Genomic DNA, 17,743 nt, shown 5'->3' with positions numbered 1-17,743 from the left:
GACCGGAATCAGTCAGTAGAGTCGGCCGACGAGCGGATTGTAGCGCAAAACTGAGTCGGCGAACTGCGGGCGAATCTAAATTCTAGGGTCTATCGCGCGAGTGAAGCGGCGAGCACGTTGCCGTCGAGAGCGCTGACGGTGGCGTCGGATTCCGCATCCGCACCTGCCTGCGCTTCGATATTCGTCACGTCGACCGAGTATCCACCTCTGTCGGTGGTGCTCGTGACCCGACGGTCACCGTCATAGAGGACGGCCGTCACCGCGACGCGTCCGGTCCGTTCGACGGTCGTCCCGTCGTCCTCGTTCGCGAACGAGGCAGTCCGGTCGCCGTCAAGGTAGGTCACCGGGTCGTCGCCGAACGCGCTCCGAAGGTCGACCGTCCGGTCTCCGTCGGTGTCGACGGTCTCCCGTCTGACCTCCTGCCAATCGCCATCGTCGGTTCGCGTGTTCACGACGAAGACGATAGTGTCGATGTCGGCGCGTGAGTACGACAGCGACCCCGAGAGCGCCCCGTCGACGCTGTCGACGCTGCCGTCGTCGCTCCGTATCTCGTCGGGCGACCCGACCGAGAGCGAGAAGTCGGTGTCACGTCGGTCCCGGTCGTGGTGGTCGTCGTGGTCGCTTCGGTCACTTTGGTCGTCGCGGTCGGCGTTCGAGCGGTCGTCTCCGTCCGCGTCGTTCGATCGCTCGGAGTCGTCGGGCGTCGCCGTCTCGGTCGTCGACTGCGTCTCGGACCCGTCTCCGTCGCCCTCGTCGGGCGTCTCCGTCGGCGGCGGGGTGACTGTCGGGTCCGGTGTCGAGTTCGTGGTGACGGTTGGGTCAGCCGCTTGCGAGGGGTCCTCACCGAGCGGGGTGTTGACCATCCCGTACCCGGCACCCAACACGACCGTCGAGAGCAGGATGAGCGCGAGCACGGATTTCTTGCCCACGAGCGCGACTGAGAGTTTCGAGATCATCGGTCACTCCGATGACCCGTCGTCGGTGGGCGTCTCGGTCGAGGTCGACGTTTCGGTCGTCTCCGTCTCGGTCGGCGTCTCCGTCGGTGTGTTCTCCGCCGTCGCGTCGGCGTTCGACTCCGCGTCGGCGGTCGTTCCGCTCGACTCGACGTTCTCGACGCGGACCTGAATCGGAAGGCCCGTCTCTCCGGTCGCGAGCACATCGTCGTCGACGTCGAAAACGGTTACCGAGAGTCGAAGGGTGACGGTTCGCTCCCGAGTCCTGCCGTCGGCGGGTCTGAACCACTCGGCGTCGAGGACGTCGACTAACAGGTCCGTCTCGTCGAACGCGAACGACCGGGAGCCGACGAGTCCGTCGATGTCGAGGTCGAGTGTCTCCCCGGCCGACGCGAACTCCGACTGTTCGCCGTCGCCGTCTTCTTCGGTCTCGACTCTGGCCTCGTAGCCGAGCTCCGCGCTCGAAGCCGGTCGTTCCAGCCCGTCCCACTCGACTCTCCCTTCGGGAGCGACGGTCAACGTCGCCAGATTCCCGTCCCGAGTCTCTATCTCGATGGTGGAGGTCTCCGAGAGTGTCGCGTCAACCGCGCTCGCGCGGTCCGACGTGAGGGTGAGCGCGCCGAGGCCGAGCATGCCGGCGACGAGTCCGAGTACCGTTCTTCGTGATTGCATGGTCGAAAATCCCACCGGCGGAGTCGAACCGCCGTACGCCAACGTGGGAGGGAGAGCCGAGTCTACTGCTCGAACGTTACAGCGACGTCTCGACGAGGTTGTCCGACTCCCACGGGCGACCGGAACCGGACTTCGTGACGCGACCCAGCGTCTCGCTTCGGGCGTCGTCGTCGACGCGCGTTCCGTAGGCGCCGAGGCCGTACGTGTCGCCGTCTGCGTCGAGTTCGTCGTCGTCGACGGTGACCGAGAAGCCGTCGTCGGTTTCCGCAACGGCGATACCGGTACCGTCGAAGTCGCTCTTCCAGTTTCCGCCGTTGTTCTGGTAGTAGACGCCCGCGCCGGTGTCCGGGACGTCCTCGCCGACGCCGCGGCGAACCTGCGTGTCCCACTCGCCGTCGCCGTCGAAGTCGAAGAACAGTTCGACGTGCGAGGAGGCGTAGCCGCTCGGTGCGTCGCCGTCGAACGCGTTCGGCGAGATCACGTCGAACGTCGTCGTGCTGTCGTCGTCGTGGTCGTCGTCGCTGTCGTCGTGGACGACGCCGACGCAAATCTCGTCGTTGTCGGAGACGTACAGCTGCGAGTAACCCGCGAGAACCTCGGTCTCCAAGTAGTACTCGCTGGACGTGAAGTTGTTCTCGCCGGACCAGAACTTCCCTTTCTCGTTGGAGATGGCCACGTACGGCTGTTCGCCACCTGCACCCGCCAACGCACCGAACTTGTAGCACTCGTCTTCGCCGAGGGCCTTGCGCGGCACCTCGAAAGTAAAGAGGTTGTCCGACCGCTCTGCGCTGAACCCTTCCGGGAGCTCCTGCCATCCGGCGCTGGTGTCTTTCTCCCACTTCGGCGTGTCGGTTACGCCGCTGTAGCCGAACTCGCCGTCGGGGAACCCGGCATCGGGGTCCCAGGCCACCTGGAAGTCGCCGACGCCGTCCTCGTCGACGTCCCAGCCGAGCGCGAGGTTCGTACTCGCGAACTCGGGGTCGGCGAGGCTGTGTTCGCTCTCTTCGGGTTCGTCGAACTCGGCGACGTAGGTGACCGTCTCCTTGCCGTAGGTAACGTAGAGGTTGAGTGTTCCGTCCTCGATCGGTTCTTCGATGCCGTCTTCGTTGATGTAGGCGGCTCCGAACCGCTGGTGGTAGCTGCCGACCGTCGCGTTGGCCTCACCGCTCGCGTAGGCCTCCGATTCGATGTTGTCTACGCTGATGGTCATCGTCGCGTAGGTGTTCCCTCTCACCGTCTCGCCGTTCTGCATCGTGACCTCCGCGTTGAGTTTGAGTTCGACGTCTGTCTCGGTGAGCGTGCCGTCCTCGTCGCTCTCGAAGTGAGCGTCGTCGAACGGGTCTTCGGTGAAGTCGATGGAGTCGAAGGAGAAGCTGTTCGTCCCGCGGAGGCCCGTCGCGCTCAGTTCCTTCGACTCGAGCGTCTCGTACTTCCCGTCTTTCTCTGTGCAGAAGTACACCTTCGCCTTCTTCGCGGGCGAGTCGAGCCCTTTCCAGCTGATCGAGCCGTGACTGACGCCGATGTTGACCTCGCGGACGCTCCCGTCGTCGTTGACGAGCGTGTCGGGGTTGTTCGCGGTGAACGAGGCTTTGACCTTCTCCGCGGCCGCGGTGTTCGCGAATCCCGCGCCGACTCCAACCGCGCCGATTGCTCCGAGTGCCGATACCACTTTCCGCCGACTGAACTTGTTCTGCTTTGACATGGTTCGCGTCTTGCCGGTCTCTCCCGGCTTGCTCTACACTCCGGGTGGTACCCACTTACTCATTGGCTGTCAGATAAGTATCACGAGCTGTCAGAAATGGGCTCAACCGGTGTCAGAGCACCGGTAATGGGTCCCTAACCACGTTTTCAGAAACCACGGGACAGGGGTCGGAACGTCCGGTCTTCCGGTCTCAGATGCCCGTTCGGGCGACTCGACGGATGTCAAATCCTGCGAGGAGTGTCTGTCGCCGTGGCGCCGACGCGACGGCGTTGATGAGCTTTCCGCCGCGCCACGCGAACGGATAACGCCGGAGTCGGCGGCTTATCTTCTAGCGGTTCAGCGGATCCTCGCCGATGAGGTAGTGTTTGTGAACCCCCGTGGTCGCTTCCAGCGCCGCGGTGAGGCCCTCGCCGCTGAGCGCCTCGCCGACTTCGGTGTACCCCTTGTCGGTCGTGACCTGCACGAAGAACCAGTTGCGCCAGTCGGCGTCGACGACGAACGTCTCGACCGTTGTGATCTCTATACGCGGAGTATTTACTCGGATTGTAATACTTTTTATGGCTTTCGGTACTGTCGCTCCCGGACGCGTACATAACCGCTTTAGGGGCAGGAACTGCCTACCGTTACACGAGATGACGAAGGACTACGCGAAACTCCACGACCCGAACGCGGAGTACACGATGCGGGACCTCTCCGCCGAGACGATGGGCGTCACCGGCGAGCGCGGCGGCGCACGCGACGTCGAAATCACCGACGTCCAGACGACAATGATCGACGGGAACTTCCCGTGGACGCTCGTCCGCGTCTACACCGACGCGGGCGTCGTCGGCACCGGCGAGGCGTACTGGGGCGCGGGCGTCCCCGAACTCATCCAGCGGATGGCGCCGTTCGTCGTCGGCGAGAATCCGCTCGACATCGACCGCCTCACCGAACATCTCGTCCAGAAGATGTCCGGCGAGGGCTCCATCGGCGGCGTCACCGTTACCGCCATCTCGGGTATCGAGATCGCGCTTCACGATCTCGCGGGCAAGATTCTCGACGTCCCCGCCTACCAACTGCTCGGCGGGAAGTACCGCGACGAGGTCCGCGTCTACTGCGACTGCCACACCGAGGAGGAGGCCGACCCCGACGCCTGCGCCGACGAGGCCGAGCGCGTCGTCGAAGAACTCGGCTACGACGCGCTGAAGTTCGACCTCGACGTGCCCTCGGGACTGGAGAAGGACCGCGCGAACCGACACCTCCGCCCGGGTGAGATTCGCCACAAGGCCGAAATCGTCGAGAAAGTGACCGAGCGCGTGAAGGACCGCGCCGACGTCGCCTTCGACTGCCACTGGACGTTCTCGGCGGGTAGCGCCAAGCGCCTCGCACAGTCCATCGAGGAGTTCGACGTCTGGTGGCTCGAAGACCCGGTCCCGCCGGAGAACCACGACGTCCAGCGCGAGGTGACGCAGTTCACCTCGACGCCCATCACCGCCGGCGAGAACGTCTACCGCAAACACGGCCACCGCCGGCTCCTCGAAGAGCAGGCCGTCGACATCATCGCGCCCGACATGCCCAAGGTCGGCGGGATGCGCGAGACGCGTAAGATAGCCGATATCGCCGACACCTACTACACGCCGGTGGCGATGCACAACGTCTCCTCACCCATCGCGACGATGGCCTCCGCACAGGTCGGCGCGGCCATCCCGAACTCGCTGGCCGTCGAGTACCACTCCTACGAGCTCGGCTGGTGGGAGGACCTGGTCGAAGAGGACGTGATCGAGAACGGCTACATCGAGATTCCGGAGAAACCAGGCCTCGGCCTGACGCTCGACATGGACGTCGTCGAAGAGCGCATGATCGACGGCGAGGAGTTGTTCGACGAGGAGTGAGCCGGATCGAGTTCGCCGGACTCCGTCCGGCGGCGTTCGACTGAGCGGAGCGAAGTCGAGCACGCGACGCACAGCGTCGCGGAGTTCGACGAGGCGGAGGCTCGTCACACCGGCGGCGTGGCAGGCGCCCGCAGGACGGGATTTTGTTCCTGATAGGTCCGAGCCGTCCGCTTTCGCGAGATGACTGGCTTATATCCGGCTCGAAGGCCGATACGGCGCCCGAGGTACCCACGAGTCGCTCGATTCGGGGTTCGCTCACCGCTCTAGCGCGTACCCGCCGACGACGTCGCAGTCGTAGATATCCGGCTCCACGCCGGTCCGCCGCGGATACTCCCGCCGAACCGCCGCCTCGAACTCGGCGACGGCTTCCGGCGCGACGAGCGCGACGACAGAGCCGCCGAACCCGGCGCCGGTGAGTCGCGCGCCGTAGACGCCCTCGGCTTCTCTGGCAAGTTCGACGACCACGTCCAATTCCGCACAGCTAACCTCGTAGTCGTCGCGAAGGCTCTCGTGAGAGTCGAACATCCGCTCGCCGACGGCGGCGTAATCGCCCTCTCGGAGCGCCGCCGCGGCGCGTCGCACGCGCTCGTTCTCGGAGACGACGTGTCGGCAACGACGACGAATCGTCTCGGGGAGCGCGTCGGCGTGGGCGTCGAGCGTCGCCGGAGAGACATCTCGGAGCGACCTGAATTCGGCGTCGAGGCGGTCGTCCAGCAGGTCGACGCCCCGAGCGCACTCCCGAACCCGGTCGTTGTACGCCGAGTCGACGAGTTCGTGTTCGACGTTCGTGTCCACCGCGACGATGCGGGCGCGGTCGCCGTCGAATGGAACGAGTTCGGTCGAGCGGTCCCGGCAGTCCAGAAACAGCGCGGCGTCGGCCTCGCAGAGTGCGACGGCGTACTGGTCCATGATGCCGCAGTCGAGGCCGACGAACTCGGTCTCGGCGCGCCACGCGAGTTCGGCGAGGCTCCGGCGGTCGACGTTGAGGCCGAACGCGGCCACGAGCGCGCCGCCGACGGCGAGTTCCAGCGCCGCCGAGGAGGAGAGTCCGGCTCCGCGAGGGACGCCGCCGACGACGGCGAGGTCCGCGCCGCCGAGTTCGGTCGCCGATTCGCCGCCGAGCGCCCGGAGTTCCGCGACGACGCCTTTCACGTAGTCGGCCCACTCGGCGGCGTCGGGCGGGTCCAGTTCCGAGAGTTCGAACGTCGCCGTCTCGTCGAAATCCGCCGAGTAGACGCGAACCGTCCCGTCGTCTCGGGCGCGCGCGGCGACGGCGATGCGGCGGTCGATAGCCGCCGGAAGGACGAAGCCGTCGTTGTAGTCGGTGTGGCCGCCGACGAGGTTGACGCGGCCGGGCGCCGTCGCGCCGACGACCCGTCCGCCCTCACCGAACTGAGCGACGAGTTCGTCGGCCGCTCGGTCGAGTTGCTCCGACATCGGTTGTGTTGCGAACGACGCCCGTCCGTATTAAGGTACGTCCGGAAACGCCGTCTCGACGCCGTCGTGCGCGACCGACGCACGACAGGGAGGTATTTACTCTACGCGCCTAACTGGACCGTCACGGCGTACCTGCCCGAGAGCATCTTCCCGTAGCGCCCGCGAGACTCGCTCCGAACGCAGCGGCTCCGGCCGCTACAGACCCAACCGCTCGGCTATCTTCCGACCCATCGTCTGCGGATCTTCCTCGACGACTTCGAGTTCGTCACCGGCGCGTATCGTCCCCGGTTCGACCACGTCGGCGCAGATTCCGCCGCGCCGGTTCTTCAGCGCCCGCGCGACGCCCTCCTCGTCAGCGACCTGTTCGACGTGCGCACAGGGTGGTCGCGGGCGCGTCCCCCGCAGGAGCGCGTCACCGACGCGGAACGTAGTGTGCAGCAGGTCGTGACCCTCGACGCCGCGGGTGACGATGTTTCGGCGATGTCGACCGTCGGTGAGGTCGATGTCGAACTCCTCGCGTATCTCGTCGATGGCTTCGCCCTCGATGAGCGTCACCTCGCAGACGTCGTACGGCGAGTAGTAGCCGCGGCCGGTCTGGTAGCGGTCGCCGCTGAGACCGTCCTCGACGGCGTCGACGCTGTCGAGTTCCTCCATGGGGGCGCTGTCTTCGGTGGCGATAAAGATGGTTTCGACGTGTGCCATACCGTCGGTAGCGCCTCCAGCGACAAAGCGGTTCGTCGGCGACGAGAGTTGGCGGCCACAGAACCGGCGCGTGTTGCACGCGATGCCACAGCACGCCCCGTTTTATGTTCCAGACGAGAGTATCGTCGAGCGTGACACGGGTCGTACTCATCACCGGTTGCGACGAGGGTATCGGACGACGGGCGGCGCGCGCCTTCGCGGAGGCCGACTGGACCGTCTACGCGACAGGTCTCGACGCGGAGGCGCTCGAACCGCTCGAAGCCGACGGCTGCGAGACGGTCGTCCTCGACGTGACGGACGAGGATGTGGGTTCGGTCGTCGACGATATCGCCGAGGAGGCGGGTCGGCTGGACTGTCTCGTCAACAACGCGGGCGTCGGCCACGTCGGGGCCGTCGAGGAGACCGACGCCGAGGACGTCTCCGAACTGTTCGAGGTGAACGTCGTCGGCATGCACCGCGTGACGAAGGCCGCACTCCCGTACCTCCGCGACTCCGAAATCGGCCGCGTGGTGAATCTGTCGAGCGTCGTCGGCCGCTACCCGCTGCCGGGGATGGCTGCCTACACCGCCTCGAAGTTCGCCGTCGAGGGGTGGACGGAGGCGCTTCGCGGCGAACTCGAACCGTTCGACGTCGACGCGATTCTCGTCGAACCCGGCGTCGTCGGCACCGGATTCGTCGACGACGTCTTCTCGGACCTCGACGCCCGCGTCGCCGAGGGCGGCCGGTACGCCGAGCTCTACGGGATGCTCGACTACTGGCTGCCGGACCTCGCCGACCTCGGCGGCGACGCCGACGAGACGGCGACGACCATCGTCCGCGCCGCCAGCGCGCCGAAGCCTCGCGAGCGTTACCCCGTCGGGATGCAGGGTCGCGTACTCGTCCTCGGCGGGTACCTTCCCCCGTGGGCGCGCGACGCCGGGTGGCGCGTCGCTCGCAACGTCTCGCGCGTGTTCGGGAAGTAAGAGAAAGCGGTTGCGAATCGCCTACGCGCTCAGTCGAGTTCGACCGCCGTCCCGTACGCCAGCAACTCCGCGCCGCTCTGGGCGATGTCGGAGGTGACGAAGCGCACGTTGACGACGGCGTCCGCGCCCAGTTCCTCGGCTTCCGCCTCCATGCGAGCGAGGGCCTCCTCGCGGGCGTCGGACATCAGTTCGGTGTAGCCTTTCAGTTCGCCGCCGACGACGTTGCGGAGTCCCTGCGTGATGTCGCGGCCGATGTTGCGGGCGCGGACGGTGTTTCCGCGAACGACGCCGAGCGTCTCGGTGATTTCGCGGCCCGCAATTTCGTCGGTGTTGGAGAGCTCCATACTCACCGAACTGTCGTTCGGGGATTTATCTCTTCGCCCGACGAAGCGCGGGTATGCAGTTCGACCACGCAGGCGTCGCCACCCGCGACGCCGACGCGCTCGCGGAGTTGTTCGGCGAGTTGTTCGACGCGCCCGAAGCCCATCGCGAGGAGTTCGACGGGATGACCGTCGTCTTCCTCGAACTCGACGACGGCTACTTCGAGCTCCTCGAACCGCACGCAGACGGCGCAATCGCGCGCTACCTCGACAGCGCCGGCCCCGGGCTGCACCACTTCGCGCTCGCGACGGAAGACATCGAGTCGGCGCTCGCTACGGCGAGAGATGCGGGCGTCGAACTCATCGACGAGGAACCGAGGCCGGGCGCGTGGGGACATCGAGTCGCCTTCTTGCACCCGAAATCGACCGGCGGCGTGCTCGTCGAGTTCGTCGAGCACTAAGCGGACCGGCGGCGTTCGTTTCGGATCGCTCGGCGTTCGTCCAACTACCACCCTGCGTTACGAGAGTCGACGACGTCGGGAGATGCCGATGCAAAGACAGTTGTGCTCCCCCCGCTATCCCGAGGTATGCGTGATTGGCTCTCGGACCGGGCACAGACGTCTCCGGCGGCGACGGCGCTCGTCGTCGCCGATTCGGGGGCCGAGTGGACCGTCGCCGAACTCGACGCCGCCGTCGAGGAGACTGCGGGGCGACTGGCGGCCCTCGGTGTCGAGGCGGGTGACCACCTCGGTGTTCTGATGGACAGTCGGGTGGCGTACGTGTTGTTCGTCCACGCCTCGATGCGCCTCGGTGCGACGCTCGTTCCCCTGAACGACCGACTCACCGCTGCCGAACTCGGCCCACAGATACGTCGTGCCGACCTGACGACGCTCGTCTGCGGTGAGACGACAGAGGAGACGGCCGTCGAGGCGGTCGGGACGAGCGAACCGACCGCCGAGACTGCGGTTGCGGAGACCCCGATAATCTCGGTCGACGAACCGCGGTACGACGTCGTCGAGTCGTTCAAGGACGCGACCGCCGAGGCGGTCGTCCCCGTCGAGTGGAAGCGCTCGGACCCGATGCTGCTGCTTTTCACCTCGGGGACGACCGGAGACCCGAAAGCCGTCGTTCTGGAGATGGGCAATGTGCTGTCGAGCGCCGTCGCCTCGGCGTTCCACCTCGGCATCTCGCCGGACGACCGCTGGCTGGTGCCGCTATCGCTGTACCACATGGGCGGTATCGGCCCGATTCTCCGCGGGCCGCTGTACGGCATCACCGTCGTCCTCCGCGAGGAGTACGACCCAGGGTCGACCGCCGACGACATCGGTCAGTACGATATCACGTGCGTCTCACTCGTGCCGACGATGCTCACGCAGATGCTCGACACGCGTGGGACGCTCGCCGACTCGTTGCGAGTCGTCCTGTTGGGCGGCGCGCCCGCCCCGCAGTCGCTCGTCGAGCGCTGTCGCGACTACTCCGTCCCGGTGCACCCGACGTACGGGATGACCGAGACGGCCTCGCAGATTTCGACCGCCCGCCCGGAGGAGGCGTACGACAACCCCGGCACGGTCGGCCGCCCGCTGTTCTGGACGCGACTGACGGTCGTCGACGAGAACGGAGCGGAGCTCCCGCCGAACGAGGTGGGCGAGTTGGTCGTCGACGGCCCGACGGTCTCGCCGGGCTACTACGGCGACGACGAGGCGACAGCCGAGGCGTTCGGACCGAACGGCCTCCGCACCGGCGATGTCGGCTACCGCGACGAAGGCGGCCGCGTCTACGTGCTCAACCGTCTCGACGACCGAATCATCACCGGCGGCGAGAACGTCGACCCCGGCGAAATCGTCGAGACGCTTCGCTCGCATCCAGACGTCGCCGACGCCGCCGTCGTCGGCGTCCCCGACGAGGAGTGGGGCGAACGGGTCGCAGCGCTTCTAGTGCCGAAGAACCCCGGCCTCTCCGTCGAGGACGTCGAAGCGTTCTGTCGGGAGCGACTCGCGGGGTTCAAACTCCCGCGGACCATCGAGTTCGACCACGAACTCCCTCGGACGGTCTCGGGCACCGTCGACCGGGCGGCGCTCCGCGAACGGCTGGGCGACGGCGTCCGCATCGAAGACGCCGAGTCGGCGGAGTCGACGCGCGAACTCGGCGAACCGAACGAGTCGGAGATCTCGGGAGCGACTGGGACGGGAGCGGCGGACGCGTCTCCCGACCGAGATACGACAGACGACGCGTCGAAACACGCCGGAGGCATCGTCGAGGAGGCCGAGTCGAGTTCGGGCGACGACGACGAAAACGGTGACGACGGCGAATACAGTAGAGGCGAAATCGGCGAAAACGACGAATCCGACACCGAACAAGACGACGAAAACGGCGATGTCGCCGCGGCCGGCGAAGAGACCGAGGACGCCGACGGCGAAGAGACCGATTCGGGCGTCGGAGGCGCCGAACCGGACGAGAACGGCGGTGAAGCCGACAGCGCCGGCGAGTCGTCGACCGACGGTGCACCGGGGTCGACAGGCGAGGGAAACCACTAAGAGCGCGTTTACTCGCGCTCGAAGAGAGACGCACTCGGCACGATTCTCCCTGAGACCTTCGTCGTCCAGAATAAACGGCTGGACGCGGACGCGCCGAGTAAACCTCACGCCCGTTAGTTACCGTTCCACGAGCTATTTTACTACGTGCCACTGACGTATCGGTATGGACCTTCTGGACGAGACCATCGTCCCGGAACACGCCCGCGAGGTCAAGCAGGCGGCCCGGGAGTTCGCCGAGGAGCACATCGAACCGAACGCCGAGGAGTACTTCCGCACGGGCGACTACCCGTGGGAGATTCTGGAAGCGGCCCAGGACGCCGGTCTCATCGCTCAGGACATTGGCGAGGAGTACGGCGGCGAGGGGTACGACATGTATCAGGTGCTCGCGCTGGCCGAGGAGTTCTACCGCGCCGACGCCGGTATCGGTCTCACCCTCATGCTCGCGAGTTTCGGCTGTGAAATCGTCGAGCATTACGGGAGCGAGGAGCAGAAAGAGGAGTACCTCCGTCCCGTCGCCGAGTGCGAGCAGATCTCGGGCCTCGCCGTCTCCGAACCCGACACCGGGTCGGACATGGCGGGCATGACGACGAGCGCCGAGAAGACCGACGACGGCTACGTCCTCAACGGCGAGAAGTACTGGATCGGCAACGCCGTCGAGGCGGAGTGGCTCACCGTCTACGCGAAGACCGGCAACGCCGACGACCGCTACTCGAACTACTCGATGTTCATCGTCGAGACCGACACCGACGGCTACGAGGCCGAGCACATCCCCGAGAAGATGGGGATGCGCGCCTCCAAGCAGGGCCACATCGTCTTCGACGACTGCGTGGTTCCCGAGGAGAACCTCATCGGCAGTGAGGGCGGCGGCTTCTACATGCTCGCTGACTTCTTCAACCACGGCCGCGTCGCCGTCGGCGGCCACGGACTCGGTCTCGCCGCCGCGGCCATCGAAGAGGCGTGGTCGTTCGTCCACGACCGCGAGGCGTTCGGCCGAAACGTCTCGGAGTTCCAGGCCGTCCAGCACATTCTCGCGGACATGCGCATGGAGTTCGAGGCCGCCCGCGCGCTCAACTGGCGCGCCGCGCAGAAGGTCGCCGACAACGAGGACGCCGGCTTCTGGGCCGCCGCGACGAAGACGAAGTCGACTGAAGTCGCGAACTTCTGCGCCGAGCGCGGGATGCAACTGCACGGCGGGCGCTCCATCCTGACCGACCGCCGCATCGCCCGCGTCTACCGCGACGTGCGCATCCCGGTCATCTACGAGGGCGCAAACGAGATTCAGCGCAACCTCATCTACCGGCAGTCGCGGTAGGCGAAGACGTCGTTCGAGTCGGCCCTACTCCGTTGACGACCGGCCGCTGAACGGCTAAGGCGAACCCTCTCGAAGGACAGTTCGTGACTAGACTGAACGACGACGAGAAGCCACCGTTCTCGGGGCGCTTCCTTCGAGTCGAGCACGTAGACTCCTCTCCCGACGAGTTCGGTCTACAACTGCACGCCGAAGTTGTCAGGTCCGAAATCGGCCCAGAGCGTCCACCTAGAATCTCGATTAGCGTGACGAACACATCGTCACGAGCGCAGTACTGGGCGACACCGTATCAAAAGGTGTTCGGCGCTATCGACAGTATCGAACAGGACCCCGGATTGATACTACTTGGTGATGGGTTTCTGACTTTTCCCTCCGATGTCACGCTTCGACCCACGAACCAGAACCTCGCGGTAGATTCAAAGTACCATTCGCTGACTCTCGACCCGAACGAAACGCTACAGAGAGAGCGAAACGTCTGGGACTCCCCCGAGAACAACGGTGAGCCGTTTCAGATTGGTACCTACAGGTTCGAGTCTCACTACGAACAGTACTCTCCGGGAGCCAAAGCCGACGAACAGCCTGACGGACGATTCGAGTGGGGATTCTCGCTCGCCGTCACCGCCGAGACGCGTGACTGAACTCAGCGGCCACGACCAACGAACGCAACGAAACGTTTAGTCACGTCGCGTTGTTCCGACCCCGTCGAACGTCACACGCGAACTGCGTGACGGTTCGACGAAGGATTCAGACCGTGCCGCTTGAACTCACCGCCGCTGACGCCGCTCGCTATCGCCTCCGCTCGCAACGACTCGCGCCGCGCGCCGACGCCGAGACGTCCGCCCCGGAACTGCTCGCGTCGGTCTGCGGCCTCCAGGCCCAAGAGAAACCGGCGGCCGCGCTCGGTGTTCGCGCACGAAGCGAATCGCTGACCGAGGCGGACCTCGAACGCGCGCTGTACGAGGAGCGGTCGGTCGTGAGAACGTGGTGCATGCGCGGGACGTTCCACCTCGTCGCCGCCGCCGATCTTCCGCGCTACCTCTCGCTGTTCGGCGAGACGTTCGCGTCGCGCGGTCCGGAACCGAAGCGACTCGAATCGATGGGACTCGACGAGAGCGATATCGCCCGAGCGATGGAACTGATTCGCGACGCGCTCCGCGAGGACGGGCCGCTGACGCGGGCGGAAATCGCCCACCGCCTCCGCGAGGGCGGCGTCGACCTCGACCCCGAGAGCCAAGCGCCGTACTTTCTCGTCCGCCGCGCCGCGCTGCTCGGCATCCTCTGCGAGGTCGCTCCGAAGGAGGGACAGATGGCGTACGATTTACTCGACCAGTGGGTATCTGTCGACGACCCGCCGGACAGACAGGTCGCGTTAGTCGACCTCGCCCGTCGATACCTACGGGCGTTCCAGCCCGCGTCGATGGACGACTTCGCGGCGTGGTCTGGGCTGTACGTGCGCGACGTGAAACTCGCGTGGGGACTCGTCGCCGACGAGACGACCGAGGTGCGAATCGACGGACGACCGGCCGAGATGCTCACCGAGGACCTCGACGCGTACGAGTCGGGAACGGTCCCGAGCAACGTCGTTCACTTGCTACCCGGCTACGACTCCTTCCTGCTCGGCTACGAGAAGGAGAACCGCCCGATTCCACGCGAACACGAGTTGTCTGTCTGGCCGGGCGCAGGCATCATCCGACCGACGCTCGTCGTCGACGGCGAAGTGCGTGGGACGTGGAAACTCGACCGCACCCGTGCGACGCCCGCAGTCGTCGTCGACCCCTTCGAGCGGTTCGACCCCGAACTCGAAGTGCCGCTGCGGACCGAAGTCGAAGAGATCGGCCGATTTCTCGGCACGGCAGTCGAACTCCGATTGGTCGACTGAGCCTCAATCAGCCGTCGCCGTCGCGCCCGTCGCCCCGTTTTCGGCGGGCGTCACCCGGCGCTCCAGCTCCAGCACGCCGACGGCGAGACCCACGCAGCCGAGCGCGAGCGTGGGCCAGAGCAGGTGTCCGATACCGAAGTCGAAGAACGCGCCGCCGAGCGCCGCGCCAATACCGAAGCCGAGTCGCTTCGCGATTTCGACGAGCGAGAGCCCCGACCCGCGCTCGGCCGCCGGAGAGATGTCACTAGCGAGCGACGAGACGAGCGGCGAGTGCAGAATCTCGCCGAGCGTCCTGAGCACGAGGAACGCGCCGACGAGCGCGACGCCGACGAACGCGGGAATCGAGACACCGACGAGCGGCCCGAGCGCGACGACCCAGACGGCGAGCATCGCCGCCGCCCAGAAACCCGCCGAGACGAGGAGCCCCCGCGTGCGCCGCCAGTCGCCGACTGCGGCGACGAGCGGCAGTTGGAGCGTGACGATGACGAGCGGGTTGAGGACGTACAAGGTACCGAGTTCGGCGGACGTGAGACCGAGCGTCTCGGTGGCGACGACCGGAACCGTCGCCTGCATCTGCGCGTACATCACCGCGAAACCGACGTTGAGCAGCGCGAGAAAGACGATTCGCGGACGGGTGACCGCACGTCGCCAGTCGGAGAGTGCCGCCGCGAGCGACGACGTGGCGTCGGTCGTCGCGTCCGAGTCGACTTCATCGCCCCGCCGAACGCGCGGCAGCGTCGCCCAGAGCAACACGGCGACGACGCCGCAGGTGAGGCCGTCGGCGACGAAGACGGCCAACTCCGCGATGCTGTAGAGGACGCCGCCGGCGACGAAGCCGAGGCCGAAGCCGGCATTGTTAGCGACTTTGAGGAGCGCGAACGCCCGGTCGCGCTCGCTTCCCTCGGTCAGGTCAGCGATCATCGCCTGACTCGCCGGCGGGAACAGGCCTAAAGTCAGTCCCGCGGCCGTCGCGACGGCGACGAATCCAGTCGCACTCGTCACCGCGGCGTAGGCGGTCAGCGTCGCCGTCGACAGCGCCATGCTCGTCACCATCACCGGCTTCCGTCCCACGCTATCGGCCGCGAAGCCGCCTACTGCGGTGCCGACCGCGGTGGCGACGTTGTTGCAGAGGAGGCCGAAGCCGACGACGCCGAGCGAGATGCCGACTTCGAGGTGGAAGTGGACCGTCGCGAAGGGGTAGACGAGGCCGGAGCCGAACAGGTTGACGAGTTGGCCGAGCGCGACGAGGTAGACCGGGCGACGGAAGCCGCGCACGGCGTCCAGCGAGGGGGTTCGCACGACGAGCGGTTCTCCGGCGACCCTCCTGAACGGTTCGGTGGCGGCCCGCGTTTCCGCGAGCTCTCACCCTGCGGACGCGAACACCCGGTAGCTCTCCAACGTGGTTCGCATCTGTTCGTCTCCCTCGGTTCCCTTCTGCTCGGTGCCGTAGTCCATCCAGCGCGCGCCCTCGTTGTCGCGCGTGTAGCTGTACATCCGGTACTCGTCGTCGGTTTCGAGCACGAGTTCGATGATGGCCTCGTCCGGGCCGGGGTCGTCGTCGCCGAGAATCACGCCGCGCGTCGCCGGGTCGTGGTCCATCACGTGGACGACGGTCACCTCGTCGTCCAGCAGTTCTCGGGTCTCCTCGCCGGTCAGCGGTTGATCGGGCCACTCCTCCGCGACGGTCGGGTCGTCCATATCTCCGTATTCGACGCGCAAGGGTTTGGCCGTTACATCTCTCGGCGTGCTGAACAGTTATCGCCGGGCCGACCCTACTCTCCCTATGGTTGACGCCAGCATCCACCTGCTCGACCGGGGGCGCGTCCGCGCGGACACGAACTACGTCGTCGACGGCTACGCGATGGGACGCGCCGACAACCCGAACCCCGACCACGAGATGACCGAGTTCGTCGTCTGGAACGCCGTCGTCGACCACCCCGAGGCGACGGTGCTGTGGGACACCGGGTCGCACCCCGAGGCTGGCGACGGCTACTGGCCCGCGCCGCTGTACGGGGCGTTCGAACACCACGACGCCGCAGAGCACGATCTCGAATCCGACCTCGACGCCGCCGGCTACGCGCTCTCGGACATCGACGCCGTCGTGATGAGCCACCTCCACCTCGACCACGCGGGCGGCCTGTACAACTTCGCGGGTACCGACGTTCCGGTATACGTCCACGAGGAGGAACTGAAGTTCGCCTACTACAGCGCGAAGACGACGGAGGGCTCTATCGCCTATCTCGCCTCGGACTTCGACTACGACCTCAACTGGGAGATCGTTCACCGCCACCGCACCACCTTGTTCGAGGGTTTCGAACTGCTCCACCTCCCCGGCCACACGCCCGGCGTGATGGGCGCGAAGATAGACCTCCCCGACGAAACAGTACTCATCGCGGGCGACGAGTGTTACGTCGACGCCAACTACACCGACGAAGTCCCGCTCGGTCCGGGCTTGCTGTGGAGCGAGCGCGACTGGTTCGACAGCCTCCAACTCCTCAAGGAACTCCAGCGTCGCCACGACGCGGACGTGCTGTACGGCCACGACCTCGAACGGTTCGAGTCGTTCGGCGGCGGGTGGAACCGATAGCCCGGCCCGTCGTAGCAGTCGGAATCGGTGGCTCTGTCGAAGTCCGCAACCCGTGACAGAGATGGCGTGGTGAATACAGGGCGCTTACCGAGTGCGGTCCGTCGAGACCAAGACCGTGCTAATCGGGCTTACTGAGCGGTTGGTTATAACTCTCATAGAGGAGAAAGGAGGTGAGACGTTACTGGGCGTGTCGTTCGATGGCGTCCAGTTGCTTGAACAACTCCAAATTGTCAGTCTCGTACCACCGTTCGACGATCTTCCCGTCTTCGATGCGGTAAAACGCCATTGAGGACCCCGATATCCGGTTCCCGGTGGGTTCGATTCCAGCGAACCGTCCTTCGTGCGTTCCTTCGAACCTGAGCCGGGCCGAAACGCTATCTCCCTCGGCGATCAGGTCCTCGATACTGAACGTTCTGTCGGGGAAGGCCTCCTGAAATACCTCAACGTGGCGGCGGAACCCCTCGAATCCCCGCGCCTCCTCGGCTGTGAGCGACTCGTCGGATAACGGATTGTGGTTGACGACGTCCTCGGCGATCAGTTCGGTGAGCAGTTCCGTATGGCCGGCTTCCACGACCTCTTTGTAGTACCGGCGGACAGTTTCTTTGTTCTCGTCTAAAATAGCCACAGTCATCACTCGAAAAATACCCTCCCGAGGGGGAAAAACGAGCTGGCACGACCGAAATGACAGCTACCGAGGGAACTAGTTGTCCTGTCGAGGGCTAACTCCGTGGGAGTTTGGTCGCGCGGAGATGGTACACGTCGTGCGCTGAATGCATCCTCTCTATTCAGCAGCGCTTCGTAAAACTATCAATAGA

18 protein-coding genes are annotated in these 17,743 nt (G+C 65.8%); 8 read left to right on the top strand and 10 right to left on the bottom strand.

Features of this window, described 5'->3' with window-relative positions; translation table 11 throughout:
* Positions 1 to 89: 89 nt before the first annotated feature.
* The 4 genes from LAQ74_RS06525 to LAQ74_RS20330 form a co-directional block, all read right to left on the bottom strand.
* Positions 90 to 956, bottom strand: coding sequence for a hypothetical protein (locus tag LAQ74_RS06525; protein ID WP_224336280.1), 867 nt, complete (start codon positions 954 to 956; stop codon positions 90 to 92).
* Between the two features lie 3 nt (positions 957 to 959).
* Positions 960 to 1,625 carry a hypothetical protein gene (locus LAQ74_RS06520; RefSeq protein ID WP_224336278.1) on the bottom strand — a complete coding sequence of 222 codons (666 nt, stop codon included), beginning with the start codon at positions 1,623 to 1,625 and terminating at the stop codon, positions 960 to 962.
* 76 nt (positions 1,626 to 1,701) lie between these two features.
* Complete coding sequence (locus tag LAQ74_RS06515; protein ID WP_224336276.1) at positions 1,702 to 3,327, bottom strand: hypothetical protein; 1,626 nt, start codon at positions 3,325 to 3,327, stop codon at positions 1,702 to 1,704.
* A gap of 328 nt (positions 3,328 to 3,655) precedes the next feature.
* On the bottom strand, positions 3,656 to 3,790 hold the full coding sequence (locus LAQ74_RS20330) for a hypothetical protein (protein ID WP_255647773.1): 135 nt from the start codon (positions 3,788 to 3,790) through the stop codon (positions 3,656 to 3,658).
* Positions 3,791 to 3,959: 169 nt separating this feature from the next.
* Here LAQ74_RS20330 and LAQ74_RS06510 point away from each other — a divergent pair, with 169 nt between their 5' ends.
* Positions 3,960 to 5,198 carry a mandelate racemase/muconate lactonizing enzyme family protein gene (locus tag LAQ74_RS06510; RefSeq protein ID WP_224336274.1) on the top strand — a complete coding sequence of 413 codons (1,239 nt, stop codon included), beginning with the start codon at positions 3,960 to 3,962 and terminating at the stop codon, positions 5,196 to 5,198.
* A 255-nt stretch (positions 5,199 to 5,453) separates the two neighbouring features.
* Here LAQ74_RS06510 and galK read toward each other — a convergent pair whose 3' ends face one another.
* Entirely contained in the window at positions 5,454 to 6,635 is a 1,182-nt protein-coding gene (gene galK, locus LAQ74_RS06505; protein WP_224336268.1) for a galactokinase, read from the bottom strand.
* Between the two features lie 195 nt (positions 6,636 to 6,830).
* Entirely contained in the window at positions 6,831 to 7,337 is a 507-nt protein-coding gene (locus LAQ74_RS06500; RefSeq protein WP_224336267.1) for an MOSC domain-containing protein, read from the bottom strand.
* Positions 7,338 to 7,468: 131 nt separating this feature from the next.
* Between LAQ74_RS06500 and LAQ74_RS06495 the strand changes: the two genes are divergently transcribed.
* Positions 7,469 to 8,299: an SDR family oxidoreductase gene (locus tag LAQ74_RS06495; protein WP_224336266.1), complete on the top strand. Its 831-nt coding sequence runs from the start codon at positions 7,469 to 7,471 to the stop codon at positions 8,297 to 8,299.
* A 29-nt stretch (positions 8,300 to 8,328) separates the two neighbouring features.
* Here LAQ74_RS06495 and LAQ74_RS06490 read toward each other — a convergent pair whose 3' ends face one another.
* Positions 8,329 to 8,643 (bottom strand): YbjQ family protein, encoded by a 315-nt coding sequence (locus LAQ74_RS06490; protein WP_224336265.1) that lies wholly within the window; start codon positions 8,641 to 8,643, stop codon positions 8,329 to 8,331.
* 53 nt (positions 8,644 to 8,696) lie between these two features.
* Between LAQ74_RS06490 and mce the strand changes: the two genes are divergently transcribed.
* From mce to LAQ74_RS06465, 5 genes are all read left to right on the top strand, one after another.
* Positions 8,697 to 9,080, top strand: a complete 384-nt coding sequence (mce, locus tag LAQ74_RS06485) for a methylmalonyl-CoA epimerase (protein ID WP_224336264.1) — start codon at positions 8,697 to 8,699, stop codon at positions 9,078 to 9,080.
* 126 nt (positions 9,081 to 9,206) lie between these two features.
* Positions 9,207 to 11,153 carry an o-succinylbenzoate--CoA ligase gene (menE, locus tag LAQ74_RS06480; protein ID WP_224336262.1) on the top strand — a complete coding sequence of 649 codons (1,947 nt, stop codon included), beginning with the start codon at positions 9,207 to 9,209 and terminating at the stop codon, positions 11,151 to 11,153.
* 163 nt (positions 11,154 to 11,316) lie between these two features.
* Positions 11,317 to 12,465 (top strand): acyl-CoA dehydrogenase family protein, encoded by a 1,149-nt coding sequence (locus LAQ74_RS06475; protein WP_224336260.1) that lies wholly within the window; start codon positions 11,317 to 11,319, stop codon positions 12,463 to 12,465.
* A gap of 83 nt (positions 12,466 to 12,548) precedes the next feature.
* Complete coding sequence (locus LAQ74_RS06470) at positions 12,549 to 13,100, top strand: hypothetical protein (protein ID WP_224336258.1); 552 nt, start codon at positions 12,549 to 12,551, stop codon at positions 13,098 to 13,100.
* Positions 13,101 to 13,213: 113 nt separating this feature from the next.
* Entirely contained in the window at positions 13,214 to 14,341 is a 1,128-nt protein-coding gene (locus LAQ74_RS06465) for a winged helix DNA-binding domain-containing protein (RefSeq protein ID WP_224336256.1), read from the top strand.
* A 3-nt stretch (positions 14,342 to 14,344) separates the two neighbouring features.
* On the opposite strand, the gene LAQ74_RS06460 is transcribed toward LAQ74_RS06465, so the two are convergent.
* Positions 14,345 to 15,640, bottom strand: a complete 1,296-nt coding sequence (locus LAQ74_RS06460) for an MFS transporter (RefSeq protein ID WP_224336254.1) — start codon at positions 15,638 to 15,640, stop codon at positions 14,345 to 14,347.
* Between the two features lie 63 nt (positions 15,641 to 15,703).
* Positions 15,704 to 16,039: a hypothetical protein gene (locus LAQ74_RS06455; protein WP_224336252.1), complete on the bottom strand. Its 336-nt coding sequence runs from the start codon at positions 16,037 to 16,039 to the stop codon at positions 15,704 to 15,706.
* 85 nt (positions 16,040 to 16,124) lie between these two features.
* Here LAQ74_RS06455 and LAQ74_RS06450 point away from each other — a divergent pair, with 85 nt between their 5' ends.
* Positions 16,125 to 16,928 carry an N-acyl homoserine lactonase family protein gene (locus LAQ74_RS06450; RefSeq protein WP_224336250.1) on the top strand — a complete coding sequence of 268 codons (804 nt, stop codon included), beginning with the start codon at positions 16,125 to 16,127 and terminating at the stop codon, positions 16,926 to 16,928.
* A gap of 178 nt (positions 16,929 to 17,106) precedes the next feature.
* Here the strand turns inward: LAQ74_RS06450 and LAQ74_RS06445 are convergent, their stop codons facing one another.
* Entirely contained in the window at positions 17,107 to 17,553 is a 447-nt protein-coding gene (locus LAQ74_RS06445; protein ID WP_224336248.1) for an ester cyclase, read from the bottom strand.
* Between the last annotated feature and the right edge of the window lie 190 nt (positions 17,554 to 17,743).

It is taken from the genome of Haloprofundus halobius, assembly GCF_020097835.1.
Classification (GTDB): Archaea; Halobacteriota; Halobacteria; order Halobacteriales; family Haloferacaceae; genus Haloprofundus; species Haloprofundus halobius.
This window is presented reverse-complemented; position numbering and strand designations above follow the sequence as displayed.

Coding starts and splice junctions, on each gene's coding strand:
- LAQ74_RS06525 (WP_224336280.1), bottom strand. CDS start 956: ATGATCTCGAAACTCTCAGTCGCGCTCGTGGGCAAGAAATCCGTGCTC.
- LAQ74_RS06520 (WP_224336278.1), bottom strand. CDS start 1,625: ATGCAATCACGAAGAACGGTACTCGGACTCGTCGCCGGCATGCTCGGC.
- LAQ74_RS06515 (WP_224336276.1), bottom strand. CDS start 3,327: ATGTCAAAGCAGAACAAGTTCAGTCGGCGGAAAGTGGTATCGGCACTC.
- LAQ74_RS06510 (WP_224336274.1), top strand. CDS start 3,960: ATGACGAAGGACTACGCGAAACTCCACGACCCGAACGCGGAGTACACG.
- galK (WP_224336268.1), bottom strand. CDS start 6,635: ATGTCGGAGCAACTCGACCGAGCGGCCGACGAACTCGTCGCTCAGTTC.
- LAQ74_RS06500 (WP_224336267.1), bottom strand. CDS start 7,337: ATGGCACACGTCGAAACCATCTTTATCGCCACCGAAGACAGCGCCCCC.
- LAQ74_RS06490 (WP_224336265.1), bottom strand. CDS start 8,643: ATGGAGCTCTCCAACACCGACGAAATTGCGGGCCGCGAAATCACCGAG.
- mce (WP_224336264.1), top strand. CDS start 8,697: ATGCAGTTCGACCACGCAGGCGTCGCCACCCGCGACGCCGACGCGCTC.
- menE (WP_224336262.1), top strand. CDS start 9,207: ATGCGTGATTGGCTCTCGGACCGGGCACAGACGTCTCCGGCGGCGACG.
- LAQ74_RS06475 (WP_224336260.1), top strand. CDS start 11,317: ATGGACCTTCTGGACGAGACCATCGTCCCGGAACACGCCCGCGAGGTC.
- LAQ74_RS06455 (WP_224336252.1), bottom strand. CDS start 16,039: ATGGACGACCCGACCGTCGCGGAGGAGTGGCCCGATCAACCGCTGACC.
- LAQ74_RS06450 (WP_224336250.1), top strand. CDS start 16,125: ATGGTTGACGCCAGCATCCACCTGCTCGACCGGGGGCGCGTCCGCGCG.